Genomic DNA, 24,721 nt, shown 5'->3' with positions numbered 1-24,721 from the left:
GGATTACTTCAATTTAGGCCTTTAATTTTTCTAACTCTTCAATGATTAAATCATGATCCGGAAATTCACCGGTTTCTTTTTTCGAATAAATAGTGTTGCCATTAACAGACACTTCAAAAACACCGCCAGAACTTGGAATCAATTCAAGTGATGAGATATTCGTTCGAAAATGGTTAAAAAGGTCTTCCGCGAGACTCGCGGCTTTTGGTGCAAAGTTTCACATCATGCAAAATTCAATACTTACCTTCATCATTCATCCTCCTTTTTTAAGACTATTTTAGTATATCCTTAGGCATTTAACAAAAAAAATGTTTATACTTAATAGTGGAGGTGTTTTAATCAGATGACAAATCGAGATAAGCTGCGCCTTACTCACCTTTCATCAAAAGGTGGTTGAGGCTGCAAAATTGGTCCAGAAGACCTGGCGCAAGTTTTGCGTCATTTACCAGAACGTGAATATGACCCGAACCTTTTAGTTGGACTTGATACTTCAGATGACGCAGGGGTATATAAATTAACAGAAGATCTAGCCATGATTCAGACAGTTGATTTCTTTACTCCAATCGTAGATGATCCATATATGTTTGGACAAATCGCAGCTGCAAATTCACTAAGTGATGTCTATGCGATGGGTGGAAGACCGACTACGGTAATGAACATTGTTGGTTTTCCGATCAAGACACTTGGACACGATGTTCTTGCTGAGATCTTAAAAGGTGCGGCTGATAAGGTAAAAGAATCAGGCGCTGTTCTTGTAGGCGGCCATTCAATCGATGATTCAGAGCCAAAGTTTGGATTATCGGTAACAGGGCTTGTTCATCCCTCAAAGGTGTTTAAGAATGTTGGGGCAAGACCTGGTGATGTGCTTGTGTTAACAAAACCAATCGGTGTCGGAATTCAAACGACAGCGATTAAAAATAACAAACTTTCAGAAAAGCAGATTGAGCTTGTCAGCGAGACGATGGCTGCCCTTAATAAAACAGCTGCAGAATGTCTTGATGGACTCTCTCCTAATGCTGTAACAGACGTAACAGGATTTGGCCTCCTTGGTCACGCTACTGAAATGGCGAAAGGAACTGGCGGTATTTCCATTCAAATCGATTTTGAATCGGTACCATTGCTTTCCGGGACAAATGAACTCGCACAAGCTGGAATCATTCCAGGAGGTTCAAAGGCAAATCATCGCTGGATTCAGGATGATGTTATCTATAGAGAAAACCTTGAAGAATGGCAGCAATTGATTTTATGTGATGCTGTAACATCCGGTGGTTTGTTAGTCAGCCTTTCTGAAGACGAAGCAGCTGAATATTTAAAAAGACTTCGGTCTAAAGGAAATAAAGATGCATGCATCGTAGGACGAGTTTCCGATTTAACCGATAAACCTATCATAGCGAAATAAAAAAACTCCGGACAGGTTCCGGAGTTTTTTTTAAACGATTTTCTAATGACCTAAGAAGGTGCATTTTGCTCATTACAGACCATTTATCTTTTGAGATCGAGAGGCACGCCGCTGCGAACTGCGTTCTTAATAATTATAAATCTCTGCATACATTAGATCGTCAAACTTTTCTGGCACCCCGTCAAAAACAAGTTTTCCGTTCTTTAGGGCTATAATTCTAGTGGCGAATTTTTTAGCAAGAACTACATCATGAACATTTATGATGGAGACTAGGTTCCGTTTAACGTGTGTTTCCTTTAAAAGTTGAAAAATTCTCTCTGCAGTACCTGGGTCAAGGCTTGCTACAGGTTCATCTCCTAAGAAAACTTTTGGATTTTGCACGAGTGCCCTTGCGATTGCTACTCTTTGTTTTTGGCCACCACTAAGGTTTTCTACTCTTCTTGTCGGTTCAACTGTAAGCTCCACTTGCTGTATGGCCTCCAAAGCATATTGCCTTTCAGTAGAATTGAAAAGTCCGATCAGATTTTCGTAAGATTTTTTATAACCGAACAAACCCGTTAAAATGTTTTGAACAACACTCATTCTTGGAATTAAGTTAAAATGCTGAAAGATCATTCCTGTTTTCTGCCGTACTTCTAAATTTTCTTTGTTTGACATATCAGCTAACGATTTATTTTCCCATTTAATGCTGCCTTCTGAAACTGGCTGAAGCCCATTAATGCACCGTATAAATGTTGATTTTCCTGCGCCGCTTTTTCCTAAAACACAAACAAATTCCCCTCGTTTAAAAGTAACATTCACATCTTGTAAAGCCGGTTCTGTTGTACCAGGATATAAAACAGAAACATTTTGAAATTCAATCATGATATCACCTAAATAACCTTTTCCCGTATTTTTCCGCCGATATAATCTACCAAGATAACCATGACCATAATAAGCAGAACGTCTACAGACACAAGCTGATATTGAAACGTCTTAAAATGGATAAACAACTGCTGCCCAATTCCGCCGCCACCGATCAGCCCTAAAATAAGTGAAGTTCGAATGGCGACTTCAAATCGATAAAAGAATTGTGAAAGAACATTCGGCCATATTTGAGGAAGAATAGCAAATAAGTTTCCGATCCACTTCTTTGCACCTACAGCTCTCATAGCTTCCATTGGTCCTTTATCTGCCGCTTCAATAAGCTCTGAAATCAGCTTGCCTAATACGCCGATGTTATGAAGCACGATAGCAATTACAGCTGGAAAAGGACCTAGACCTAATGTCGTTAATAGGATTAAGCCAAACACAAATTCCGGAACAGACCGCATAAAGCTCAAAAAGAAACGGGTTACACCATACATCAACCGGTTATTACTTGTATTTCGAGCCGCTAAAAAACTTAACGGCAGTCCAATGATTAAACCAAACAAACTCCCCAAAAAAGCAATTGCAATCGTCAACAAACTTTCTTGAAACAAATATGGCAGGCTTTCCGTGTTCATCGGAAACCATTTTGACAGAAAGTCACCCATATTTTGAAAATCTTTAAACTTTGACACATCAAATTCTGTTATTCTCATGCACATACCAATTACGACAATCAAGCACAAAAATACAAAAAATTGGCTCCTCTTAAACCAAACCATTGTTCCCCTCTATTCTTTGATCGTACCTTCTTTAATAGCAGCCTTTCGGATACTCTCGTAATCTTTATTATCCGCTTTTGTAAAACCTGTTGCTCCAAATGCACCCAGAATTTCTTTATCTTTTATCTCCAGAAAGATATCTTGCAGCTGTTTCATTGTTTCTGAATCTGTACTTTTTGAAACCGCCCAAGGATATTGGAAAAGCTTCTCGGATTTCCAGATCACTTTAAACTGCTCCCCGTCTATAGCCCCTTCTTCAACCAGTTTGTCATAAATGGCGCTGTCGATTGCTCCAACGTCAACTTGCTTATTCTGCACCGCAAGTGCTGTCGCATCATGTGAACCTGTAAATCTTACGTTATTAAAATCGTTTTCTGATTCACTCTTATAAACGCCTTCATCTTTTAATTTAATACTTGGAATTAATGAACCTGAAGTCGATGATGGATCACCAAAAGCAAACTTAACATTTTTTACATCAGAGATCATGTCATCAATACTTTCATATGGACTGTCTTTATGTGTGATCAAGTAAGAGTAATAGAACGGTTCCCCTTTAATCAACTGGGTGACAATCGCCTTAGCACCGCTCTCTTCATGTGCCACAACATATGTAAGCGGACCAAAGTAAGCCATATCAATCTTATCGTAATTCATCGCCTCAACTACACCATTGTAGTCTGGATACGATGTGATCTTCACTTCTCGGTTCATTTTCTCACTTAGAAGATCCTGAAGTTTATCGAGTGCCCCTTTCATCTCACCTTCTGTTTGGGCTGGTATAACTCCGATGGTAAACACATCATTTTTATTTCCTTCATTATCTTTTGTATCCTCTTTCTTCGTTCCGCAAGCTGAAAGGACCAAGATAAGTGCGATCAATAACAAGCCTAGCTTTTTCATTTTATCCACTCCTTTATTTCGTGTACAAATTTAAGTATGATTCTACTTCTGTTTCAATCGTGTGGTTCTCCAGAATCGTTTGATACCCGGTTTCACAAAGATGATTATAAATTTTTTTGTCTGACAATACTTTTTTCACAGAATGATATAACTCTTCATGATCTTGAAAAAGCATCCCGTTTTCATTATGACGAATGATGCTGCAGTTCCCGATGTTTATCCTGGCAATTACAGGTTTACGAAGACTCATTGCTTCTAATAGCGAAGTAGACTGACCTTCTGTGAATGAGGTATTTATTACCAGATCTGTCCATTCATAAAGTTCCCTCATACGAGATAACTCTATTTCAGGAAGATAATGCAGCCAATTATACTTTTTTACAGCATCTTGTACTTGGGAATAAACATGATGATCTAAATTTGCCCCAACAATTAAAAGTGTAATCTCAGGAAAATTTGTCTTTAACATTAAAATGCTTCTTAGTGCATATAAAACATCTTTAACGGGTCTAAGTCCTGCAGGCAATAACAGTTTTGGTGTTCCCATAGGTAATGGGAGCGGTTGTCTAGAACGATCATGTGCAGGCAGATACACACTCTGTGGTATAACATGAACCACCTCATCACTTAAACGATACTGATTTATAAGCATCTCTTTGGCATCTTTAGTGAAGACGGTAACTGCTTTTGCCTTTTTTAATAGTGGTAGATACCTTTCTTCATCTTCTATCAAAGAATGATTTATATCTGTACCTCCAGATGTTACAATATACGGCTTGTCCAATTTCACTTGATTTTTCTCCGCCCACTTAACAAATCGAGCAAAATGAAGAATGTGAAAAATATCGGCTTTCTCCATTCTCTCTTTAACAGATGAATCGTAAACCTTCTCTTCGTATGGAAAGATATTTATCTCAACTTCACGAGAAAGGCCCTTTTCTATTCGTCTTGCTGTAGTGGCATTGCCTCGATTTTGGTAATAAAAAGGTGTGAAGAACAGTACGTTTAAGTTCGTTTTTTTCAAAATTACACCCATTTCCTTACATTTGAATCTCTTTTAGTATATCCAAGTGCATCCATGCATTCCAAAATTGGAATTAAGTATTTCCTTGATGTATCTAGTGCTGCTTTTGCTTCTTGTACAGAGAAACTTTCATTCGTCTTGCTTCTTAACTGTTCCACTGCAGAATCAAACGCAGATTTAGTTAAACAAACTTCGTCAAAAAGAATGACGACTTTATTCGTTTTGATTAAGTAATATTTAAAATCATTATAAAGTTCTTCTGGTAACTGTTGATTTTTAAATAATGACAAAAGATCATCAGGCTCGAGCTTTAATTCCTCTAAGTGCGTTAAAACTTGTGTCATTCTCTTTGACCATTTCTTTGGAAATTCCGGCTTGAAATCTGACAAATGAACAAATTGATCAGTTAAAGAAATAAGGGAAGATTCAACCCATTGTTCAATTAGACCATTAATTACTTTTTGTTGTAGGTCTCCTTTTAAAGATTGAACAACTTCTGCCTTAGGAATTCCTTGACGTAGGGGATAATCTTCATGAAAGGCTTGAAGTCTATTGATTAGAACAGACTGGACTCTTTGAAGAGTTATAGTCGCAATATAGAATCCTTGTATTTCACGAAGAGAATGATTCTCCATAAGTTGAAGGATGGCATCGTTAAGCGTTTGATCTTCAAATCCTGTAAGTTTCTTTAAGTCTTTGTGCGTCAACGATCCTTCTACTTCGAGTGATTGAAGTACTCTCTCTTGTGGAGTCCCATCATGTTTACTCTTTAAAAGTTCAACCGTATTCGAACCAAATTTATAAATTGAACCGTTCGGATCGATAACTTCCCCGCCTCCGATTGTTTCCTCTGGTGAAGGGCGCCTTATAATGTACTTGTCACCTCGTTTCGTTACAATTTCTTGTTCTAATCTAACTTGGCAAAAAATTTGTTCTGTATTGTTTTCAAGTTCGTTCCGATCAAATAGAACGAGTTTCCCCATCACCTCAGATGTTCCGGTGTAGAACTTAACAGGAGCTCTCTGTTTTATTTTTCCGTCCCAACTATTACCTGTTGCTAGCACAATATCAATTGTATCAGTTGTAGAAAAGACATGAGGTGTTAATAAAACATGCCCCCTTTTCCAATCTGTCTTGGAACCTCCTGAAAGATTAAGAGCTGCACGCTGGCCAGCTTTTGCAGACCTCACATCTTGTTTATGTACTTGCAGTTTACGGATTTTAACCTTGTCGTTTCCAGGTTCTATGATCAGTTCATCACCCTCAGAAACTTCGCCTTCGTATACCGTTCCTCGAACTACAGTTCCTTGTCCCTTTACAGTGAAAATGTGATCGATCGGCATTCGGAACGGTCCGTGTGAAGATCTCGATTGGGTCCCTTTTAATAGATGGCCGATTTCGTTTTTTAGACTATCTATTCCAGACATAGAGAGGCTATCTACAAAATGAACGGGGAAGGCTGCAAATACGGTTGACTTCGTTAGTTCTGCAATATCTTCTTCAACGAGTAGTTTCATTTCATCGTCTATCAGATTTGATTTTGTTACAACGATAACACCTTTTTTTATTCCTAAGTACGAAAGAATTTCAAAATGTTCACGGGTTTGCGGCATAACTCCTTCATCTGCAGCAATCACAAGAAGAACGAGATCAATTCCAGAAACCCCAGCAATCATTTGACGAATAAACTTTTCATGACCAGGGACATCAACGATAGAGGTATGTATTTCATCCGTTAATGGAAATGGAGCAAAACCTGGCTCAATGGTAATCTTACGTTCTTTTTCTTCTTTAAGTGTATCTGTGTCGACTCCACTTAAAGCTTTTGTAAGCGTTGTTTTACCGTGATCGATATGACCCGCCATACCGATTGTATAATGTTTAACTGTCATCTATTTTACCACCACCTATACGTACATACTTCTTTACACTTTATGAAATGCAACAGGAAAAGACAAGAATAATGCATTTTTCAGCATATTGCTACAGCTTCCTTTGTCCAATGCGATTATTTCCCGGATATCCATACATGAATGTATATTTATTCAACCGTGTATACCCACAGGTTATCCACAGAACAGGTTATCCACACTTGTCCACAGCCCAAACTGTTATAGTGTGTTAATTTGCCTGTTATACTTAAACAACTGTTATAGTCCCTAAACCTGTTGTACCAGTGGATCTCAGGCGTTATTCGACATTTTTCCCCTCCCCTATCCATCTATGAAGTCTCTAGTCTTGTCCAAGTGGTATAAAATCATGTATAATGCAATAGCGAGCAATAACTTTATTTGGGGCCAGTTGTGTAGCTGGTGCTTGCCTAGGTCTTCAAAACCTCTTGGGAGGCGCGTGCCGTCTCCGGTGGGTTCGATTCCCACATGGTCCCGCCAAATTACGTTGATATGACGCCGATTTACCGATGATTTATACGTTGATTTATAACGGGATGTAATCGGTACATACCACTAGGTTATTTCGAAGTGTGACGCCAGGTCCTCGTGCGACCTATTTGCGTAAACTTGTGCGTAATCCTCCTATTAAATACGTAGGAGGTTTTTTTAATGCCGTCATATTTATCGAAGACAAAACGAAAAGGGCTGCGTAAGGCCCCGCAAAGGTACGTTGCAACTAGAGAAGAAATGAGCATGATCGAGATGTTTGAATCGTTTATGGCGTTTAAGCAAACGGAAGGATTATCGAAGTTTACATTAGACGATTATTACACACATTTTCGGTGGTTTATGGAATACGCTCAAACTGACGTATCCAGGAGCGAAATGACTGTAGAACTTTTTCGAGGTTACATTAGTTACATGCTAAACGACTTAGGTGTGACACCAGTTACTGTTAACTTAAGAATTCGAACTTTACGGGCATTTTTACGTCATTCTTATAATGAAGGTTTATTAGACACACCGATTCATGAAAAGTTTAAGCCAATGAAAACCGATCAGGAGCAAATCGAGGCATTTACACCTTCTGAGGTTAAGCGATTATTAAACGTAATAGACGATACATTATATGTAGGTTTTAGGGATCGCGCCATGATATATGTGATGCTTGATACATTAGTACGAGCTTCAGAACTATTGAACATGAAACGTGAAAATGTTGACCTAAAAAACGGGCTCATTAGATTAGAGGCTGGCCAAACGAAAACCAAACGTTCTCGAGATGTCCCTATAAGTGCATATACTATCAAGCTACTAAGACAATATATTCAAGAAACTGAAGACTTTAATGAAGACCTTTTATTCCTGACATATGACGGAAAACAAATTGCTTCAAATACTTGGCGTAAAAGACTTCTGGATCTTGCAGAAAAAGCAAATATTCACAATAAACGCGTTTCACAGCACACATTCCGACATACCGGCGCTTTATTCTACATTATGAATGGCGGTGATCCATTTAGCTTGCAGAAGATATTAGGACATACAGATATGTCTATGGTTAAAAGATACATTCAAATGAGTAGTACAGACATAAAAAGACAGCACAATAGTTACACTCCGTTAAAGTCCGTTTTAAAAACTAAGTAAAGGATTGGGGCTAACTGCCCCTCCCCTATTTAACATTCATAAACATCAACTACATCTCCTAGTTTTATTTTTACTACCTCCCCTCCCCTATCGATGATTCGTATTTCTTTGTTTAACTCTTTTATGTAATGAATGTTACCTATAACTTTTATAAGTTTACCGTAATTATAATATGTAAATCCTAGTGGCTTATTGTACTCCACTGCCATACAGAGTAGTTGATTAATTTCTTCAATTTTGTCAACATCTAATACTGGCTTTTCAATTAAGACATGTGTATTTCCAAACTCTCTTAATGCCTTTACATGCTCCGGTAACATCATCGCAGTCCATTTTTTGTTTCCTCGATCTCGAATCATTTCTATCACTCTCCTTTTATTTATAATATATACGAACATTTGTTCTTCTAAACTAGAATTTTTATTCCTTATTTTGTTTTTATACAGTATTATTGAAAAGGGATAATTTAGAAAATGTTATCTTAGTTCAGATTTCGAAGGAGTGATGAATTAATTATGGAGACTTTGTTTTTAAACGAACTCCCAATTAAGTTATTTTTGAAGTTTGTAAATATAGAAGAATTTAAAAATAAAGTACAGCTATTTAGAAAATCAAACATAAAAAATTCGACTGATTTACAACTGATGAATGCCATAAATAAAGTTTTGACATTTAAAACACCTAATGGGATGGAACTTAAACTTCCGGTAATTATAAAAACTTACAACAAGGGAACAAGATTTTTCAGGGTAAGAAAAATAGACCCGGAAGATCATTATATACCACTAAAGGGTATGAAAATTGAACAAGATGCTTGGAATCCGCCTAATAATGCAGTTAAAACTAGAGGAAGACTTAACAAAAAAGCAGAATCATTACTTTATGTGGCTGCAGGAGACCCTAATATAGCGATAAAAGAAGCAAGGATAGGGGAAAAAGATAATTTTTCTCTGATCGTATACGAAGCAAAAAAAGATATTAATGTAAACATGATTGGTTTGTTCGAACATAATATCAACTTGAATTTTGAGGAAAATATGAAATTGAAATTAATCATGGATTTCTTAAGAGATGAGTTTTGTCGCGAGGCAGAAGATAAAAAGGAATATTTATACCGTGTATCTGAACTAATTGCTAAGTATTATTTTGATTTACCACCGGGTGTTGTACAAGACGCTTGGTGTTATCCATCTGTAGCCTATAAGGGCTCGGTTAATGCTTGTTTTCGCCCAGAGCTAGGACGTGAACTCTTGCAACTCCAAGGTGTAATAATATGTGAATTAGTGAACCAAGGAATTAAATGTAATTGCGTGGCTCATGGTTATGATGAAAATGGTCATTTTTTATACTACCCTTTTGGAAGTGAAGTACAAAAAAACGTTTTCCCTGAAATTATATAAAGCAATCAAAAGCTGGCGTACGTAAATAACTGGCCTTCGTTAGATTACGGTACTTCACTCGAACTTTAACGAACTGCCCGGACTCTAACCGGCGATAAACTGTCTTTCTCGCCAATGGCGGAGCAAACTCGCACGTACCGGCAGGTTTCCCGTCAGAAAACGCAAGTAACCACTTACGGTCATCGGTTAAACCGGTTACCCATACGTCAGCGTACGAGTAGTTAATCACTTTGAGCCAATCATCACTACGCTTACCTGTATAGTAACGTGAGTCTTTACGTTTAAGCACAATACCTTCGAGTTCTTTAGCGCAGCATAAATCGTAAAGTTGGCCGGCGTGTTCACCGTCAATTAAGCGGACCTTCGAAATGAATTCGGAGTCTTCGAAAGGGCTTCGAGTAATGCCTTGCGTTCTGTTATTGGTAGTTTTATAACCGACTGGTGATCGTAATACAAAACGTCAAATACACAAAACGACGTATGTTTTAAACGTGTAGACCTACGTGAGCTGAAACGTTGCATACACGCTTCGAAGTCGGGTTTACCTTCGTCATCACACACGACTAGCTCCCCGTCTAATACGATACCAGGCGGTAAATCTAGCGTAACTAACTCGGAATATTTTGCGGTGATGTCGTTCTGATGACGTGTAAACAATCGCGGTCGATCGCCTAATGACGAGTACAGTCCACGGATGCCATCGAGTTTTAATTCGGCTATGTAGTTTTCGTCATTAAACGGATGGTCAACGCGACCTAGTAACATCGGACTTACGAACGTCAATTTACACACCTCCGCCTTATAACGTATCAAAGCGATGGGTTTATGAAAAGCATGACGGTACAGGGAATCGATGGAAACTTTTATCTTTTTCATTTTTCACGTAACACTTATAATAATAAGTAAATAAAAAATTAATAGGAGTTATTTCAAATGATAGAATGGGACAAAGTAAATGCACGTTATTTTGAACATTTTATACACTACGCATTAGGGAAAGCAGGATATATTAATAGAGACTGGTTAGGTCGTGGTGGAGGAGATGGAGGACGGGATGTTGTTGCGGATACATTTGAACAATTACCATTTAGCGTAGGTTACATGAGAAAATGGATTTTTCAATGCAAGAGATGGAAAAGGATGCCTACTACTACCCAAATTATAAATGAAATTAACACTGCTGCACAACATCATCCCGATTTTTGGGTTTTAGTTATACCTTTGGATCCAACTGCATCCGTTATTGACTTCTTAAAAAAGATTCAAGTAAACTACAACTTTAAGCTTATAATGATGCCACGTGCTAATTTAGAAGAGATTATACATACATATCCCGAATCACTAAATATTCTTAGAGAAGGAACATTACTCGAAGGGAGTGATAGTTTTGTTGGAAATTAGATTCGACAATGATGAGCAAACAATATATGTAAAAGAAGGTGAAATTGAACGGGTATTGGAATCGGATTCTCCATCTAAACCAGTCTTCTCTCCAGATAAATCTATTGCTGCATTTATCTCACCTTTGGAATGGGAGTGCCTCGGCAGTTTATTTATATTTAATTTAAAAAGTGGAGAAAAGAAAGAATTAATAAAACCTGATGAGCATCAAAATATCCCTAAACAGGTAATTTGGGTTGATGATCGTACTCTCGCAATTATAATTGGTTTTGGTCATGGTACTGTTCAAGTTGGTGGGAACGTATACTTATATGACATTGAGACAAGCCTACTTAACAATATTACTAACTATCCTGATTCCGTACAAATTACAAAAATGAAATTGTTAGAAGATGGGGAGACTCTAAGTCTAGAAGGTATTGAGTATGTTGATGTAGATTACAATAAATTTGAATTATATCAAGAAATTATAACAATAAATTTATATATTTAAGCCCCTCTTTTTAGAAGGGCTTTTTATTTATTATTTATTGTGATTGTACTTAGTGAAAAAATACGCTGTAATTGCGCCAAACCCTCCGACTAGAGAACCGATAATTAAGTTAACGAGTTCGGAGTTCTCACGAAATAAAACGAGCGCTCCGGTTAATACGGCCAATAGCGCCACAGCGAATACGTATTCGAATTTAATCCCGTACATTACTTAGCACCTCCGTAAAATGTTCGGTTAGCTTCGATAAGGTCATCGTCAGCCTTTTCGTATCTAACACAGCCATCAACTTGAGAAACCGTATAACCTGCGCCTACTTGGTATCGGTAATTGTTACGATCACCTTCACCATAAACACGAATAACTTCGCCAGGCTGTAAAATACGATGCGTTTTCCGGTCAGGGTTCCATAGGTTAATCGGCTACAGTACGTACAACCGACCGATTTGACCTTTCGCTAATTTAATACCGTTCCAATAAACTCGTCCTCAGACGTTTTAAGTTTCACTGCTTCAGCGACAGGTTTCGGTTGCTCGATTGGTTTCGTACATTCTTCGTATTCTTTTACGATATCAGCGAGTAATCCTACGTAAGTTTTTCCGTATCTTTTTAACGCATTCGTCGGGTCAGATTTACGGGCAGGATCGAGTTTCTCGTGTCCAATCCATTTAGTCGGTGAGAATCCGAATTTATACGAAACGTGAGCGCAATACCATATAGAAGAAGTAGTTAAATTTATCCCTGATAAAAAATAAACGCTCTCGAATTGAGGGCGTTTTGTTTTTTATTTTGCCTAGAATAACACAAGCTAATAACGACATAACGTTATTTATATATACCGTTATAAGGAGGAAATTACGATGTGGAATCGAAATAAATTAGAGGTGATTGATTTTCGCGAATTTATAAGCAGTAAGATAACTCAGGAACAACAGAAAACATCGTATCTTAAACCGTTTGTGCTAACCGTTTCTCTGAACGTATTATTAATACCAACGATTGGTTACGCTGCTGGTTCCGAAGATGCTTTCGTTAGAATTTACGACGTAATGCTTAACCTAGCAGACTGGATGTGCGCCGGTACGTTATCTTTTGCAGGTGGTCTTTGGATCCTTGGGCATCGTTCAAAAGCGATTGAATACGTTATAAGCGCTTCAGCAGGTTATATTCTAATACGTCATGCTATTGATATTAGGGATTTTCTAAAAACGATTTAGGAGTGGTAAGAATGGCGAGGGTAATCCGATTAAGAATTGATGAGCTAATGAAATCAAGAGGACTAAACCAAAAAGAATTCGCAGCAAAAGCTAATCTACGCCCTCAAACCGTTTCTGAATTAGTTAGAGGAGTCAGAGTTCAGGTTGATTTACGTACATTACAAAAGATTACTGATGCTTTTGAAATTGATGATCCGCGTGAACTTTTTTTAATTAATAATGAATAATTTTGAGGTGTAAGTTGAAAACTTTATCATTAAGTAATTTAAAGAATTCCCCTATATTCCAGCTATCATTGTCTTCGAAGGAGTTGTTTCATAGTAACTTTTTATTTTGGGTTTTTTCAAAATACAAAGATGAAAGCTCACTAATACTATCTTCTTTCTTAGGTCACGATCCTGGTAGATTAAAGATTTATAAAGTTACTCGAGAAGAAGCAAATAAAGATTTAACAGTGTATTTTAAAGACTTCAATAATAAAACATCGAGGTTAATCATAGAAAATAAGGTTAAAAGTATTCCAACATATAACCAATTGTTAAGATACACGTCAGTTGATTTATCTGATTTTTACTTACTCTTAAGTCTATCAAGACCAAGCTTTGCAGTTAATAATAGAATATCTATAACCGAATTTGGTCGAGAGTGGAGTTACATAAATTACAATGAATTAGCTACACTTTTATCTGAAATAGTTCCGTTAATTAAAGTAAAGAGTTCTTATGATGGAAATATTATTGAAGATTACATTCAATTAGCTATTTCTTTAGACCAAATAGCTACTAAAATTAACAATGATGTGTACAATTATTATAATGAAAATAATATTATTATTAATGAACTTAAAGAAATAAGGTTACATGACTTTTTTCTTAAACAAAGGCATAATCACTTATCGGGTGAAATTGCAAATAATATACAAAAAGAACTTCCTCATGTTAGTTTTGTTGCAGCAAAAAAGTGGCATTTAGCTAACAAAAGGGACATTTTTGTTGATTCAGGTTTTACTAACGGAACAGGGATTAGTGAGATAAAATATGTAATTACAGAGAAAAATAATAATCCGGTTATTTTGGGAATCCAAGTACAAGGCATGCATTTTAGATTGTTTATTGAAAGTGATACCAGTATTTCTTTGGGTATCGCCAACCGGCTATATAAAGAAAAATTATGGTTTAATTTCTCAAAGATAGTAACTGAGAACATTGCTTTTAAAGAAGAATACCCTTTGCCAGGCAAAAATAATAAGCAATTTAATACTTACTCACAAACATTCTTTTATCGGTCAGTAAAATTAAATGAATGTGGGAACGAACAGCTAATAAATGTATTTACCCATTATTTTAAATATATTCTTGATAATGAATCTGATATCTTAAAGGCGATTAATAGTAATTAAACCGTGCGTATGCACGGTCTTTTTAATGACGTATTTAATTCGCTATATGTCTGTAATTTTCTTGTACCGCCTTCAGATGCCAGTAATCAGACTTCAACCGATGTACCTTTGCTTCCAGATCGAGTTTCTTACGTAAAAGCATTTCGGTTTCCGGGAGTATCGAAACCTTACGAGTAAGCTCGTTCTTACCGTCTACCTTTCCGGATTTAAATAAATCAACTTCCCGCATTTCGATATCGAGTTTAAGCGTGTTTAGTTCGTGAACTGCTACGTAATAAACCGTTTCAGCTTTACGGACTTTATCCGCGATCGTATAAAGTTTATTCGCAAGGATTTCAGCTGGACTCGACGTTGCCTGCATCTTGTCGTCTCCCTTCCGCAATACACTCTTTTTTTGTGAACTCGCTTCACTAAAAGTGTATGCTGCAGAGATACCGTTATTGCGTGTCCCCGTTATTTTATTTTTTAAACTGGACATACTAACGTTACTCAACTAAAAGGAGTGACGTACATGCATATAGTAATTGGATTATTAACTGGCGGAGGCTTGGCCGTAATACTCGAATGGTTAGCATCAAAATAAATAAAACAACGTAAAAAAGCGCCCTCATTTCCGAAGGCGCTCGTTTTATTTTCCGTTTATTATCTCTTCTTTTTTGATTCGTAATATTGCGTTTTTGAATATCGTAAATGCTTCAGCAGCGGCGTCAGGTGATACATAATGTCTACCAGCTTTTGATGGCCATCCGCCAAAACGCAACCTTCCAGATTGTAACTCTTCGATTAAATAATCCCATTTAGCTTCTTCTTTTTTTAAGTAACGTTTTTCTTTTGGTGTCAATTTCCGTTCCATTATGATCTCCTTTGTATTGTCCCTCTCGTTTTTCTTGTGCTAATATTTCCGCCATGTAAGGAGCTAAAGTCCTTGCGAAGTTATCCATCGCTTGTTTAGACGGAAGCTTCCGTTTTTCCATTCGTAAACACCTCCTTAAAAAGAGGTTCGTACAAACGAAAAATTCGTTGTCTACACGATATCTGACGAAATTCATAACGAAAAAAAAACGCCATTAAGGGTACGTCGATTATTTTTCTACAATTTTTTCTATATTTATTTTTCAAAGTTTAAATACGTTGATTTAACGAATGATTTGTCGCATAATAGACTGTGTGGGTTACGTACAAGTCCTCGTGACTTATAGCGTAATAACTAGTGGTCAGCGTGATTATTCGTTGATTTATCGGGATGATTTAACGGAATTGGTACAACGCGAACTTCAAAACCTCTTGGGAGGCGCGTGCCGTCTCCGGTGGGTTCGATTCCCACATGGTCCCGCCAAAAAATTATACATACGAGGTGAACGCATTGTCTGGATGGTTCATCACTTTTATTGTGCTATGGTCCATTTTTTTATTCACTATGTTTGCAATTGGTGGATATTTTATGTTCCGCAAATTTTTAAAACGTCTCCCAAAAGAAGATGGAAAGTCAATTTTAGATTGGCAGGAACATTATATTAATCAAACCATTCATTTATGGAATGAAGATCAAAAGAAACTTTTAAATGAACTCGTTGCTCCTGTTCCTGAATTATTCCGTGATGTGGCAAAAGAAAAGATTGCTGGTAAGATCGGAGAATTAGCATTAGAAGAAAATGCAAGTACAATGTCGCAGGATTTGATTATTCGAGGATATATTATCGCGACCCCAAAACGGGATCATAAGTGGCTGATTAAGACGTTAAAGAAGAAGAATATCGATATCGAGCCTTATCAAGCATTGCTCGCATAAAGAACCCCTGAATCTGTTCGATTCAGGGGTTTCCTTTTGTCAAGAACTTATAGAGCGATTTCGTTTTTCTTTTTCATGAATAAAAACAGCATCGCTAGGCGCCAAGGCAGAATCATACCAAAAGCAACGATAAAGAATAGCGAACTCGTTTCAAAAATGGATATCGTTGAACCGATATACCACTTTAAAGCCAAACGAATAGCAAACAATCCGATGATAATAAAAATGAAGGCTTTGGATCTAACAAGGTACACATGGTCACCTTTTATTTCAAATTTGCTTGTCATGATGAGGAAAATAGAAAACATGATACCGACAACAAAGGCCTCCCCTGCTTCGAGCCATGTGACGTGAAAAGCAGGTATTACGAATTGCAGAAATCCTGTACTCATAGCTAATGGAGGTATGATGATTCTCTTTGCTGTTACAGGTTCTCTTGTTTCTTTCATACGAAAGTTAAAAACAATCACAGCCATGATAATGGCAAAGCATGTACTCGCAATAAAAAACACGATTAGTTCCCTTCCCCTACTTCTTTCTCAATCTTATCTTCTGCAATAGAGAGGATAATGGTCATAGTAACCCCAATTACAGTGAAATATACACCTAAATCAAAAAGCATAGCTGTAGCAAGTTCTGTCTTACCTAGTATAGGAAGGTAAAAGTACCCAAAGCTTTGGCTTAAAAACGGTACTCCTAGAACAAACGAACCTGCACCAGTAAGAATAGCAATTAAAAGTCCCGCCCCGATCATATATGTATAGTTAATAGGCAGAATTCTATTTACAGGCTGAAGTCCGTAAGATACATATAGAAGGAGAATGGCTCCTGCTCCCATCAGTCCTCCGATAAAACCTCCTCCAGGTGCATTATGACCTGAAAATAACATGTTAACAGAAAAAGCTAAAATAACAAAAACAATTATGTTAGTTGTTGTTTTTAAGATAAGGTCGTTTGAACGTGAATGCATGTTGTATATCCCCTTTCATAAGTAATCTTAAAAACCTTTAAAACCACCAAACACACGATTTGTTAAAAATGATGTTAGTTGGGTCAACCAATCAAAGTAAAGTAGGATTCCCATCACTACCATTAGGGTACCCCCTACCACCATAAACTGTCGATTAAATCGTTTGATTGATTTTAGTTTATCCAAAAAGAAGCTTAAAACAAAGAATGGAACAGCGAAGCCTAAAACATAAGCTATCATATATGTTAATGAAGCTGCTGGATTAGATACTCCAAGTGCGATGACTCCAGCTAAAATTGGCCCCATGCAAGGTGTCCACCCTGCTGCAAACCCAATCCCTATCAATACGGAACCTGCATACCCCGCAGGACGCGATTGAAATCTAATTTTCTTATCTTTCATCAAAAATGTTGGAGTTATGAATCCCATTACAACAAGTCCAAAAAAGATAATCACGATAGCGCCGATTTGCCTCAGCAATGTTTGATATTCTACAAAAAGATCTCCAATAATTGTAGTGGACAATCCTAAGAAAAGAAATATGATTGAAAAACCGATCAAGAAGAATGTCGTATGTAAAAGCGCTCTTTTTCTAAGCATCGCGTTTTCTTCTTTTAGTTCCTGAACCGATATCCCTGTAATATATGATAAAAATGCTGGGTATAACGGTAAGCAGCACGGGGATATAAAGGACAGCAGTCCGGCCCCGAATGCAAGCCAAATATTGAGATCGTTCATTTAGCAGAAGCTCCTTTTTTACAGTTCTCTCTCTATCTTAATGGGAATAGCAGAATTGTTCAAACATAAAGAAAGACAGCTTCCTAAAAAGCTGTCCAAATCATTATGGTTTTTGCAAATATTCTTCAAGTGTAATTCCTTGTGCATGAATTTTTTTTGCATGGTCAACACCTACGTATCTTAAATGCCATGGTTCATATTGATACCCGGTAATCTCTTCTTTTCCTTTAAGGTACCTAATGATAAATCCATACTTATGCGCATTCTCTGCAAGCCATTTACCTTCTTTTGTTTCACCGAACTCCTCTACGAGTTCATAATTCACCTCTGGAGAAGTAACATCCATGGATAAGCCTGTTTGATGCTCGCTTTGTCCCGGCTTAGAACTAGTTTTATTTGCTACTTCTTCACCTCTTTGCTCAGCATTATAAGCAAAGATCGATACTTGGGTATCATATGATCGATAGCCTGATTGCGCAAGAAGTTCTAATCCGTTCTCCTCAGCTGCCTTAAACAACACTTCTAATGAAGATGCCGCTTCTTTTCTCAGTTTCTTTTTGGGAAGGTCCTCTTTAAATGGGAACGGAACATTAGGTTTTACCAAATCTTTTGGCTCATAATCTTTAGGTAAGTTTCTTTCTTTATTCGCAACAATTAAAAGATCATCTAGGTTTTGGACAACTGCTTGGCCGTCACCAGATACAGTTACCGTTTCTTCAAGCCAAGGAAGTTCAGTCTGTGGAGATGGCTGTTCTTCATTAGGCTCCGTTTCGCTTTCGTCTTTTGGAGTTGATTGTTCATTTGAAATCTGTTTTTCTTGTTTTTCAGATGTTTCATCGCTAAATGCAGCATTCCATTGTTTTTCAGCCCAATCAATGGGTTTACATGCCGTTAAGAGTAACATGCTTCCGATTAGCATTGATGGTAATACATAATTCTTCAAACTACTCTCATCCTTTTTATTCAGTTTGTATGTGTATGCTATCTTATCATAGGATAATTTGCAAATAAGTCAATAATATATGACATAAGTTCATATATTCGAAAAATTATAGACATTTAATAGAAAACTCCTTGAACGCCAACCACTATTTCGATAAAGGCAAATGAAAACTTTTAATAGCAAAAATTTCTTTAGAAAGATCATAGTAAAGAGTAAAAAAACACCTTCACAGAACTCAAAAAGGCAGCTCCCTATTATTAGGAACTGCCTATATTTTAGCCTACCTCTTCCATTGAATCTTTTCCGTGCTGCAGCAAGAACATCTTATGATAAAGGCCCCTCTCTCGTAATAGCTCTTGATGTGTACCACGTTCTACGATTTCGCCTTTATGCAGGACCAAAATGAGTTCAGCATCTTGAATAGTAGAAAGTCTGTGGGCGATGGCGATGGTGGTTCTGCCGCTTCTCATCTTTTGGAGAGCAAGCTGAATCTCTTCTTCCGTTTCTGTATCAATATTTGCTGTAGCTTCATCCAAAATTAAAATTTTTGGAGAAAAAGCCATTGTCCGAGCAAAAGAAATCAGCTGTCTTTGTCCGCTAGAGAACGTTGCGCCTCTCTCTCCAATTTCTGTCTGAAAACCATCTGGTAATTTTTCAATAAATGTTGATGCTTGAACAAATTGAGCGGCAGCCAACACGTCTTCATCAGAAATCTCACTATTATACATTCTAATATTTTGTTTGATATCCCCAACAAACAAAAATGGGTCTTGAAGAACGAGACCTACTTTTTCCCTTAGTTCTTTATTCTCGAAATGTGTGAGGGGAACATCATCAATCAGAATCTGTCCTTTTTTCACATCATAAAAACGCATAAGCAAATTGATGATTGAACTTTTCCCACTGCCTGTATGGCCGACTAGTGCGACCGTCTGACCTGGAAGTGCTGTGAACGAAATATTCTTGAGCACTTCTTGTTCACCATCATAAGAAAAGGTAACATTTCTAAACTCGATCTTTCCATTTTGAATGGCTGGCTCTTGATTCCCTTCTTTAATTGGCGCAAACTCTTTTTCATCCATAACGGTAAATACACGGCCAGCGGAAACGATGGCTTGCTGAAAGATCGAGAGCCGCATCATCATCATATTTACCGGTTCAAAAAATCGATCTAGATAGTTTATAAACGCATAGATCACACCGATCTCTACCGGAGAATTGAATGATTTGATGCCAAAAAAGGATAGAATCATCAATAGAGCGAGCATATAAACGAGATCTACTGCTGGGCGCAATAACAAACCGTTATATTTAATGTTTCGAATTTGGGCGTCGTTGTGTTCATTATTGATAACCGCAAACTCTTTTCTAAGGCGTCTTTCTTGGTTAAACAACTGAACGATTGACATACCCTGAAGTGATTCATTCAGTTTAGCATTTAACTGACTGAGCTTTTCTCTCATCTCGTAAAACGATCTTGAACTATATTTACGATACATCCACATGATTCCTGCAATAAACGGTAGAATACCTAAGCAAAACAGTGCGAGCTTCACATTTAAGTAAAACATGAATCCGAATATCCCGAACAAAAAGACGATATTTTGAACGAAAGTAGAAAGCACACTAACATACAAGTCTTTAACAGCTTCCGTATCGTTTGTAATTCTTGAAACTAAACTTCCGACCGGTGTGCGATCAAAAAACTTTAATCCTAATGAATGAACCTTTGAAAACACTTGGATCCGTAATGTTTGGATGATGTCTAATGCTACAGATTGAAATAACACAAATTGGATATAGTTCACAGCTGCAGAGATCAAGATTAATCCAATATAACTGGATGCCAGGATTAGCAAAGCTGTTTGTTCAAAATTACGCGGTGTTACATAGTCGTCAATGAATGTTTTAACTAAGATTGGTCCAGTCAGTTCAGCAGCTGTAGCGATCAATAATAAGAAGAAAGCAAGGGTTAACCGTTTTTTATGCGGAGCTGTGTACGACATTAATCTCTTGAACACTGTCCATTGTTTCATTTGCTGCAGTTCATCTTGAGACTGTTCTTCTGGTGCGCTCATTTCATCACACCTCCTTCTGAAATCAGTGTTTCTAGAGCTTGACGTTCATATGTTTCTTTGTACCATCCTTCTTCATTTACTAAGCTGTGATGGGTTCCTCTTTGACTAATTGTGCCGTTTTCTAAAACAATAATTAAATCACAATGTGCGATTGAAGATAGTCGATGTGCGGTAATGATGGTCGTTTGATTTTGACGTTTCACTTTTAAATGCTGAAGGATTGATTCTTCCGTTTTAGCATCAACAGCAGAAAGTGAATCATCTAATATTAAAATTTCAGGATTTTTTATTAAAGCTCTTGCTATGGAAATCCGTTGTTTCTGCCCTCCAGACAGTGTCACGCCCCGCTCTCCTACTACCGTTTCATAGCCATACTTAAACTGAGAGATATCTTTATGAATGGAAGCTAGTTCTGCAGCTCCTTTCACTTCTGTAAAAGGTGCATCAACCTTGGAAAAAGCTATATTTTCAGCAATGGTAGCCGAAAACAAAAAGTGATCTTGAGGAACATAACCGATCGCTCCTCTTAATGCTTGCAATTTGTAATCACGTATATCATGGCCATCGATAAAAATAGCACCGTGATTTAAGTGATATTCACGCAGCAATAACTTACAAAGGCTAGTTTTCCCACTTCCAGTCTTTCCGACAATCCCCAGTGTTTGCCCTCGTTTTAACGTAAAATGAATATCCTTCAGTACAGGTGTACTGTCTACGTAAGAAAACTCTTTTAGCTCATACGAGATATCACCATGTGGACTTGATTCAATCATCCCTAAGTCTTCAATTTCTTCTTTTACAGCAAGCAGAGATTCAACTCGATCATACGAAGCTCTACCTCGTTCAACAATATTAAACAACCAGCCAAAAGCGAGCATCGGCCATATTAACAATCCAAGATAACTCGTGAAAGAAACAAGCTCACCGATTGTTAGTTCGTTTCGAGTAACAAGAATTGAGCCATAACTTACCGCCAAAAAGAATGAGAAACCAATAATCAATGAGATGGTTGGATCGAATAATGAATCGATTCGTGCAACCGCCATATTCTTCTTAACGGCATCCTTTGAAAGGTTTTCAAAACTTTTAATATCATCTGTTTCCTGGCCAAATGCTTTAATTACCCTTGTCCCTGAAATACTCTCTTGCACTTTATCATTTAATGTCGAAAATGCTTCTTGTGCACTATGAAACCGTTTATGAAGCATTGTTCCATATTTGTTAGTTGCCCACGCCATAATTGGTAATGGCAAAAGACTGACAAGTGTCAGTTTCCAGCTGATCGTAGTTGCCATAGCGATTAGCGTAAATCCACCCATCATTAAGGAATCCACTAGTGTTAAAACACCATCCCCAGCCGTTTGCTGAATGGCTTGAAGGTCATTTGTAGAATGAGCCATCAAGTCCCCTACGCGCCGTTTATGATAAAAGGCTTGAGACTTTTTTGTAAAATGCTCATATAGCCTGTTTCTTAGAAGCATCGCAAGTTTCACTGCTGCACCAAAGATCAATATTCTCCATATGTAGCGAAGGATATAAATCCCGATAGCGATACAGATGAGAAGACCGCCATATTCCCATAATATTCCTTTTGTTATCGTTCCTCTTTCAATATGATCGACAATGAGCCCAACCACTTTCGGAGGTACTAGTAAACCTAATGAAACGAAGCCAAGCATTATGATCCCGCCTAAATAACGCCATTTCTCCTCTTTGAAAAACCACATCAACTGCAGAAAAACTTTCAAAACCTGTTCCCCCTTGTACGCAAATCAAAAACAAGTATAGTTTACCAATATATGAAAATTCCGAAAAGGAAAAAGTTTCACAAAAAAAGACCCTCTTTGGGTCTTTTTTATACGATTAGACGATTGATTTGTTTCTTTACTTTTAAATAAATGTTTTCTAATGAATCTCCATGCAATTTTACACAATCACTCTCATACTTTTGTTCAGCGTATTCGTATTTCGGATCATAATAGTTTTCTAATAATAAAGATACTACTTTTTCATAATTTTGACACTGAAGGCTATCCTTCAAATCCTCCATAACTGCAACTGGAATTCTTTTAGAAAGTTTATTCACAGCCTCAACAATCTCATCTTTATGCAAAAGCGGCTTGTACACATTACAAATATAATGAACTCGTAAATGAAACGGAACCTCAATATGGATTCGTGTACCGCTGTATTTTCCTTCTAGAAGAAAATCCGGAACAATCACTCTTCCTATTCTTTTGCTTTCTGATTCGATGATAAGCGATGGTGAGTTTTCTAGTTCTTTGAGGCGTTCAAAAAGATTGGATTCAAACTTTTTCTGTGAAGAAGGCTGTTCACCGATTCTTCCAAAGATCGAACCTTTATGACCGGCCATTTTTTCAAGATTAATGACAGGGTATCCCTCATTTTGCAATCGTTCTAGAATTTCTGTTTTCATTGTGCCTGTGTGGCCTTCAAGTACAATGATTTGTCTTTGAGTCTTTATATATCTATCAAAGAAGGATTCGATCTGTTTTCTATACGAGCGAATCCCCCCTTCAAGCTGCAAACATTGAAGTCCAATCATGTTCATTGTTTGAGCGATGCTCTTAGAGCGTAAACCGCCTCTTGCACAATAGATGACCACTTTTTTATCTGGATTTTTTTCCTTTTCGGTCTTTATCTTTTGAAAAAGAACAGGTAGCTTTGGTCCAACAACTTCAAGTCCCCGCTCTATTGCTGCCTCTTTACTCACTTGCTTATAAATTGTTCCGATTTCTGCCCTCTCATCATTTGTAAATATACTAAGATTCAGAGCGTTCGGAAGATGAAATTCTTCAAATTCTTTTGGAGATCTTACATCAAACAAGATATATTTAGAAAAATCCAAATCATCGATTGAAATCGTCTCTAAATTGTTCATGGCCATCATCCTTTAGTTGATGCTATCAATAGCTAGTAGAACGAAAACAAGCACCCGATTCCTATCAGGGTGCTTGTACAACATTTACTTCATTTGCTTGTTCATAGCCTGCATCATTTGATTGATTTTCTTCTGTGAAGGCTTTTGACCCATCTGCATCATCATCACACGCAACATATTTTCATTAATCGGTGGATTTTTTTGTAAATAACTCATCATATACTTGCGGGCAATAAAAAATCCGATCGCAACACCTGCAATCAGTGAAAGTGCACACACAAGGATTATCATACCAGTACCCATTGTTAAAACTTCCTCCTTCATGTTGTCTAGAACTAGTTTACTACAAGTTTACCATCACATACAAGATTTGATAGAGATTTAAGTGCCATATACCATATTCAATTTAAAAGGAGAGAGCCAGCCATATTTCCTTTCGCCATAATCCATAGCTAAAAAATAAGAATTGTAATGACGTAAAGCCTCAAAAATTATGGTTTCTGCCTCAAAATTACCGATGCTGTATAAATGTATGTATTGATCACATATTTCAAGTCTTATCGTACTTTCTTTGCATGACAAAGAATAGGTTTCACCTTCTAATCTCCAATTGTAAGTACCGCTTAAGCTCTCCCATAAGTGTTTCTCTAATTGAGAAGCGGATAATAATTTCGTTATATAACAGACCTGCTTTTGTAAAATTGTTTTAAAAATTCCAGTTGATCGCTGTTCTTCAAAGAATAATTGAAACAGTTTATTTTCTTTACCATAGTAGGAGTGAGCAACTTCTTTTGTTATTAAATAAATATAAAACTCTCTCATGAATAAGCTCCTTTCCGACTGCTTTCTAGAAATTATATACATAAATTTTAAAAAAGCTTGTCTAAAAAGGAGA

General features: G+C 37.2%; 30 protein-coding genes, 2 tRNA genes and 1 pseudogene. 11 read left to right on the top strand and 22 right to left on the bottom strand.

The annotated features are described in order from the left end of the window. Positions 1–13: 13 nt before the first annotated feature. Positions 14–250 carry an Rdx family protein gene (locus AWM68_RS22020; RefSeq protein WP_419865584.1) on the bottom strand — a complete coding sequence of 79 codons (237 nt, stop codon included), beginning with the start codon at positions 248–250 and terminating at the stop codon, positions 14–16. A 93-nt stretch (positions 251–343) separates the two neighbouring features. Here AWM68_RS22020 and selD point away from each other — a divergent pair, with 93 nt between their 5' ends. Then, the gene (gene selD, locus AWM68_RS10745) at positions 344–1,399 is read left to right on the top strand and encodes a selenide, water dikinase SelD (protein ID WP_082820673.1); all 1,056 of its coding nucleotides are present in this window, start codon (positions 344–346) and stop codon (positions 1,397–1,399) included. A 126-nt stretch (positions 1,400–1,525) separates the two neighbouring features. Here the strand turns inward: selD and phnC are convergent, their stop codons facing one another. From phnC to selB, 5 genes are read right to left on the bottom strand one after another with little or no spacing between them, the layout of a single operon-like run. Next, entirely contained in the window at positions 1,526–2,263 is a 738-nt protein-coding gene (gene phnC / locus AWM68_RS10740; protein WP_066241140.1) for a phosphonate ABC transporter ATP-binding protein, read from the bottom strand. A gap of 8 nt (positions 2,264–2,271) precedes the next feature. Then, positions 2,272–3,030, bottom strand: a complete 759-nt coding sequence (gene phnE / locus AWM68_RS10735) for a phosphonate ABC transporter, permease protein PhnE (protein ID WP_066241137.1) — start codon at positions 3,028–3,030, stop codon at positions 2,272–2,274. A gap of 9 nt (positions 3,031–3,039) precedes the next feature. Next, positions 3,040–3,933 (bottom strand): phosphate/phosphite/phosphonate ABC transporter substrate-binding protein, encoded by an 894-nt coding sequence (gene phnD, locus AWM68_RS10730; RefSeq protein WP_066241134.1) that lies wholly within the window; start codon positions 3,931–3,933, stop codon positions 3,040–3,042. A 13-nt stretch (positions 3,934–3,946) separates the two neighbouring features. Beyond that, positions 3,947–4,957 (bottom strand): glycosyltransferase, encoded by a 1,011-nt coding sequence (locus AWM68_RS10725; RefSeq protein ID WP_197468163.1) that lies wholly within the window; start codon positions 4,955–4,957, stop codon positions 3,947–3,949. A gap of 2 nt (positions 4,958–4,959) precedes the next feature. After that, positions 4,960–6,849, bottom strand: a complete 1,890-nt coding sequence (selB, locus tag AWM68_RS10720) for a selenocysteine-specific translation elongation factor (RefSeq protein ID WP_066241129.1) — start codon at positions 6,847–6,849, stop codon at positions 4,960–4,962. Positions 6,850–7,250: 401 nt separating this feature from the next. On the opposite strand from selB, the gene AWM68_RS21445 reads away from it, so the two are divergent. Both AWM68_RS21445 and AWM68_RS10715 read left to right on the top strand, forming a co-directional pair. Beyond that, positions 7,251–7,347 (top strand) — tRNA-Sec (locus tag AWM68_RS21445). A 171-nt stretch (positions 7,348–7,518) separates the two neighbouring features. Beyond that, positions 7,519–8,499 (top strand): tyrosine-type recombinase/integrase, encoded by a 981-nt coding sequence (locus tag AWM68_RS10715; RefSeq protein WP_066241126.1) that lies wholly within the window; start codon positions 7,519–7,521, stop codon positions 8,497–8,499. Between the two features lie 29 nt (positions 8,500–8,528). Here AWM68_RS10715 and AWM68_RS10710 read toward each other — a convergent pair whose 3' ends face one another. Continuing rightward, entirely contained in the window at positions 8,529–8,858 is a 330-nt protein-coding gene (locus AWM68_RS10710) for a YolD-like family protein (protein ID WP_066241122.1), read from the bottom strand. Positions 8,859–9,014: 156 nt separating this feature from the next. On the opposite strand from AWM68_RS10710, the gene AWM68_RS10705 reads away from it, so the two are divergent. Then, positions 9,015–9,899 (top strand): hypothetical protein, encoded by an 885-nt coding sequence (locus AWM68_RS10705; RefSeq protein WP_066241118.1) that lies wholly within the window; start codon positions 9,015–9,017, stop codon positions 9,897–9,899. Here the strand turns inward: AWM68_RS10705 and AWM68_RS21895 are convergent. Both AWM68_RS21895 and AWM68_RS10695 read right to left on the bottom strand, forming a co-directional pair. After that, complete coding sequence (locus AWM68_RS21895) at positions 9,892–10,128, bottom strand: hypothetical protein (RefSeq protein WP_231868428.1); 237 nt, start codon at positions 10,126–10,128, stop codon at positions 9,892–9,894. The genes AWM68_RS10705 and AWM68_RS21895 overlap by 8 nt on opposite strands. Before the next feature lie 57 nt (positions 10,129–10,185). Continuing rightward, positions 10,186–10,664 (bottom strand): annotated as a pseudogene (locus AWM68_RS10695) (ATP-dependent DNA ligase); the annotation flags it as partial. A 168-nt stretch (positions 10,665–10,832) separates the two neighbouring features. Here AWM68_RS10695 and AWM68_RS10690 point away from each other — a divergent pair. Beyond that, the gene (locus AWM68_RS10690) at positions 10,833–11,300 is read left to right on the top strand and encodes a restriction endonuclease (RefSeq protein ID WP_066241109.1); all 468 of its coding nucleotides are present in this window, start codon (positions 10,833–10,835) and stop codon (positions 11,298–11,300) included. After that, positions 11,287–11,793: a DUF4652 domain-containing protein gene (locus AWM68_RS10685; RefSeq protein ID WP_066241108.1), complete on the top strand. Its 507-nt coding sequence runs from the start codon at positions 11,287–11,289 to the stop codon at positions 11,791–11,793. Before AWM68_RS10690 ends, AWM68_RS10685 begins: the two co-directional genes overlap by 14 nt. 30 nt (positions 11,794–11,823) lie before the next feature. Here the strand turns inward: AWM68_RS10685 and AWM68_RS21440 are convergent, their stop codons facing one another. Beyond that, on the bottom strand, positions 11,824–12,000 hold the full coding sequence (locus AWM68_RS21440) for a hypothetical protein (protein WP_156488383.1): 177 nt from the start codon (positions 11,998–12,000) through the stop codon (positions 11,824–11,826). Between the two features lie 650 nt (positions 12,001–12,650). Between AWM68_RS21440 and AWM68_RS10680 the strand changes: the two genes are divergently transcribed. The 3 genes from AWM68_RS10680 to AWM68_RS10670 are packed head-to-tail and all read left to right on the top strand — an operon-like array spanning position 12,651 to position 14,406. Continuing rightward, positions 12,651–13,007 (top strand): hypothetical protein, encoded by a 357-nt coding sequence (locus tag AWM68_RS10680; RefSeq protein WP_066241104.1) that lies wholly within the window; start codon positions 12,651–12,653, stop codon positions 13,005–13,007. An 11-nt stretch (positions 13,008–13,018) separates the two neighbouring features. After that, positions 13,019–13,234, top strand: coding sequence for a helix-turn-helix domain-containing protein (locus tag AWM68_RS10675; RefSeq protein ID WP_066241101.1), 216 nt, complete (start codon positions 13,019–13,021; stop codon positions 13,232–13,234). Positions 13,235–13,248: 14 nt separating this feature from the next. After that, entirely contained in the window at positions 13,249–14,406 is a 1,158-nt protein-coding gene (locus AWM68_RS10670; protein ID WP_066241099.1) for a PD-(D/E)XK nuclease family protein, read from the top strand. A gap of 34 nt (positions 14,407–14,440) precedes the next feature. Here AWM68_RS10670 and AWM68_RS10665 read toward each other — a convergent pair whose 3' ends face one another. The 3 genes from AWM68_RS10665 to AWM68_RS21435 form a co-directional block, all read right to left on the bottom strand. Next, the gene (locus AWM68_RS10665) at positions 14,441–14,767 is read right to left on the bottom strand and encodes a hypothetical protein (RefSeq protein ID WP_156488382.1); all 327 of its coding nucleotides are present in this window, start codon (positions 14,765–14,767) and stop codon (positions 14,441–14,443) included. A gap of 267 nt (positions 14,768–15,034) precedes the next feature. Next, a complete protein-coding gene (locus AWM68_RS10660) occupies positions 15,035–15,259 on the bottom strand; it encodes a hypothetical protein (RefSeq protein ID WP_156488381.1) in 225 nt (74 codons plus the stop codon). Beyond that, positions 15,204–15,380 carry a hypothetical protein gene (locus AWM68_RS21435; RefSeq protein ID WP_156488380.1) on the bottom strand — a complete coding sequence of 59 codons (177 nt, stop codon included), beginning with the start codon at positions 15,378–15,380 and terminating at the stop codon, positions 15,204–15,206. Before AWM68_RS21435 ends, AWM68_RS10660 begins: the two co-directional genes overlap by 56 nt. A 266-nt stretch (positions 15,381–15,646) precedes the next feature. Between AWM68_RS21435 and AWM68_RS21430 the strand changes: the two genes are divergently transcribed. Next, positions 15,647–15,742: transfer RNA gene (locus tag AWM68_RS21430), tRNA-OTHER, on the top strand. Beyond that, entirely contained in the window at positions 15,731–16,195 is a 465-nt protein-coding gene (locus AWM68_RS10655; protein WP_066241089.1) for a DUF2621 domain-containing protein, read from the top strand. Before AWM68_RS21430 ends, AWM68_RS10655 begins: the two co-directional genes overlap by 12 nt. A 47-nt stretch (positions 16,196–16,242) precedes the next feature. Here the strand turns inward: AWM68_RS10655 and AWM68_RS10650 are convergent, their stop codons facing one another. The 9 genes from AWM68_RS10650 to sirA all read right to left on the bottom strand — a co-directional run bounded on the left by AWM68_RS10650 (position 16,243) and on the right by sirA (position 24,648). After that, on the bottom strand, positions 16,243–16,707 hold the full coding sequence (locus tag AWM68_RS10650; protein WP_082820667.1) for a CcdC family protein: 465 nt from the start codon (positions 16,705–16,707) through the stop codon (positions 16,243–16,245). 2 nt (positions 16,708–16,709) lie between these two features. After that, positions 16,710–17,165, bottom strand: a complete 456-nt coding sequence (locus AWM68_RS10645) for a Na(+)/H(+) antiporter subunit B (RefSeq protein WP_066241086.1) — start codon at positions 17,163–17,165, stop codon at positions 16,710–16,712. A gap of 27 nt (positions 17,166–17,192) precedes the next feature. Further along, complete coding sequence (locus AWM68_RS10640) at positions 17,193–17,903, bottom strand: cytochrome c biogenesis CcdA family protein (RefSeq protein WP_066241083.1); 711 nt, start codon at positions 17,901–17,903, stop codon at positions 17,193–17,195. Positions 17,904–18,006: 103 nt separating this feature from the next. Continuing rightward, positions 18,007–18,846 carry a M15 family metallopeptidase gene (locus AWM68_RS10635; protein WP_066241080.1) on the bottom strand — a complete coding sequence of 280 codons (840 nt, stop codon included), beginning with the start codon at positions 18,844–18,846 and terminating at the stop codon, positions 18,007–18,009. 275 nt (positions 18,847–19,121) lie between these two features. After that, positions 19,122–20,924: an ABC transporter ATP-binding protein gene (locus AWM68_RS10630; RefSeq protein ID WP_066241078.1), complete on the bottom strand. Its 1,803-nt coding sequence runs from the start codon at positions 20,922–20,924 to the stop codon at positions 19,122–19,124. Then, the gene (locus tag AWM68_RS10625) at positions 20,921–22,672 is read right to left on the bottom strand and encodes an ABC transporter ATP-binding protein (protein WP_066241076.1); all 1,752 of its coding nucleotides are present in this window, start codon (positions 22,670–22,672) and stop codon (positions 20,921–20,923) included. The genes AWM68_RS10630 and AWM68_RS10625 overlap by 4 nt, the downstream gene beginning before the upstream one ends. A 107-nt stretch (positions 22,673–22,779) precedes the next feature. Next, entirely contained in the window at positions 22,780–23,826 is a 1,047-nt protein-coding gene (gene mnmH, locus AWM68_RS10620; RefSeq protein WP_066241074.1) for a tRNA 2-selenouridine(34) synthase MnmH, read from the bottom strand. An 84-nt stretch (positions 23,827–23,910) separates the two neighbouring features. Continuing rightward, positions 23,911–24,129: a YneF family protein gene (locus AWM68_RS10615; RefSeq protein WP_066241071.1), complete on the bottom strand. Its 219-nt coding sequence runs from the start codon at positions 24,127–24,129 to the stop codon at positions 23,911–23,913. A gap of 78 nt (positions 24,130–24,207) precedes the next feature. Beyond that, on the bottom strand, positions 24,208–24,648 hold the full coding sequence (gene sirA, locus AWM68_RS10610; protein ID WP_066241068.1) for a sporulation inhibitor of replication protein SirA: 441 nt from the start codon (positions 24,646–24,648) through the stop codon (positions 24,208–24,210). Positions 24,649–24,721 lie beyond the last annotated feature (73 nt).

This window comes from Fictibacillus phosphorivorans, from assembly GCF_001619875.1.
Taxonomy (GTDB): domain Bacteria; phylum Bacillota; class Bacilli; order Bacillales; family Fictibacillaceae; genus Fictibacillus; species Fictibacillus phosphorivorans_B.
Note: the sequence above shows the minus strand (reverse complement) of the source record. Positions and strands in the feature narration are given on the sequence as shown.

Excerpts from the sequence above, each read along its gene's own strand:
- selB (WP_066241129.1), bottom strand. The coding sequence starts at position 6,849 with ATGACAGTTAAACATTATACAATCGGTATGGCGGGTCATATCGATCAC.
- phnC (WP_066241140.1), bottom strand. The coding sequence starts at position 2,263 with ATGATTGAATTTCAAAATGTTTCTGTTTTATATCCTGGTACAACAGAA.
- AWM68_RS10665 (WP_156488382.1), bottom strand. The coding sequence starts at position 14,767 with ATGCAGGCAACGTCGAGTCCAGCTGAAATCCTTGCGAATAAACTTTAT.
- AWM68_RS10655 (WP_066241089.1), top strand. The coding sequence starts at position 15,731 with ATGGTCCCGCCAAAAAATTATACATACGAGGTGAACGCATTGTCTGGA.
- sirA (WP_066241068.1), bottom strand. The coding sequence starts at position 24,648 with ATGAGAGAGTTTTATATTTATTTAATAACAAAAGAAGTTGCTCACTCC.
- AWM68_RS21440 (WP_156488383.1), bottom strand. The coding sequence starts at position 12,000 with ATGTACGGGATTAAATTCGAATACGTATTCGCTGTGGCGCTATTGGCC.
- AWM68_RS10645 (WP_066241086.1), bottom strand. The coding sequence starts at position 17,165 with ATGCATTCACGTTCAAACGACCTTATCTTAAAAACAACAACTAACATA.
- AWM68_RS10705 (WP_066241118.1), top strand. The coding sequence starts at position 9,015 with ATGGAGACTTTGTTTTTAAACGAACTCCCAATTAAGTTATTTTTGAAG.
- AWM68_RS10710 (WP_066241122.1), bottom strand. The coding sequence starts at position 8,858 with ATGATTCGAGATCGAGGAAACAAAAAATGGACTGCGATGATGTTACCG.
- AWM68_RS10660 (WP_156488381.1), bottom strand. The coding sequence starts at position 15,259 with ATGGAACGGAAATTGACACCAAAAGAAAAACGTTACTTAAAAAAAGAA.
- AWM68_RS10630 (WP_066241078.1), bottom strand. The coding sequence starts at position 20,924 with ATGAGCGCACCAGAAGAACAGTCTCAAGATGAACTGCAGCAAATGAAA.
- mnmH (WP_066241074.1), bottom strand. The coding sequence starts at position 23,826 with ATGAACAATTTAGAGACGATTTCAATCGATGATTTGGATTTTTCTAAA.
- AWM68_RS10640 (WP_066241083.1), bottom strand. The coding sequence starts at position 17,903 with ATGAACGATCTCAATATTTGGCTTGCATTCGGGGCCGGACTGCTGTCC.
- AWM68_RS21435 (WP_156488380.1), bottom strand. The coding sequence starts at position 15,380 with ATGGAAAAACGGAAGCTTCCGTCTAAACAAGCGATGGATAACTTCGCA.
- AWM68_RS10690 (WP_066241109.1), top strand. The coding sequence starts at position 10,833 with ATGATAGAATGGGACAAAGTAAATGCACGTTATTTTGAACATTTTATA.
- phnD (WP_066241134.1), bottom strand. The coding sequence starts at position 3,933 with ATGAAAAAGCTAGGCTTGTTATTGATCGCACTTATCTTGGTCCTTTCA.
- AWM68_RS10680 (WP_066241104.1), top strand. The coding sequence starts at position 12,651 with ATGTGGAATCGAAATAAATTAGAGGTGATTGATTTTCGCGAATTTATA.
- AWM68_RS10675 (WP_066241101.1), top strand. The coding sequence starts at position 13,019 with ATGGCGAGGGTAATCCGATTAAGAATTGATGAGCTAATGAAATCAAGA.
- AWM68_RS10615 (WP_066241071.1), bottom strand. The coding sequence starts at position 24,129 with ATGGGTACTGGTATGATAATCCTTGTGTGTGCACTTTCACTGATTGCA.
- phnE (WP_066241137.1), bottom strand. The coding sequence starts at position 3,030 with ATGGTTTGGTTTAAGAGGAGCCAATTTTTTGTATTTTTGTGCTTGATT.
- AWM68_RS10715 (WP_066241126.1), top strand. The coding sequence starts at position 7,519 with ATGCCGTCATATTTATCGAAGACAAAACGAAAAGGGCTGCGTAAGGCC.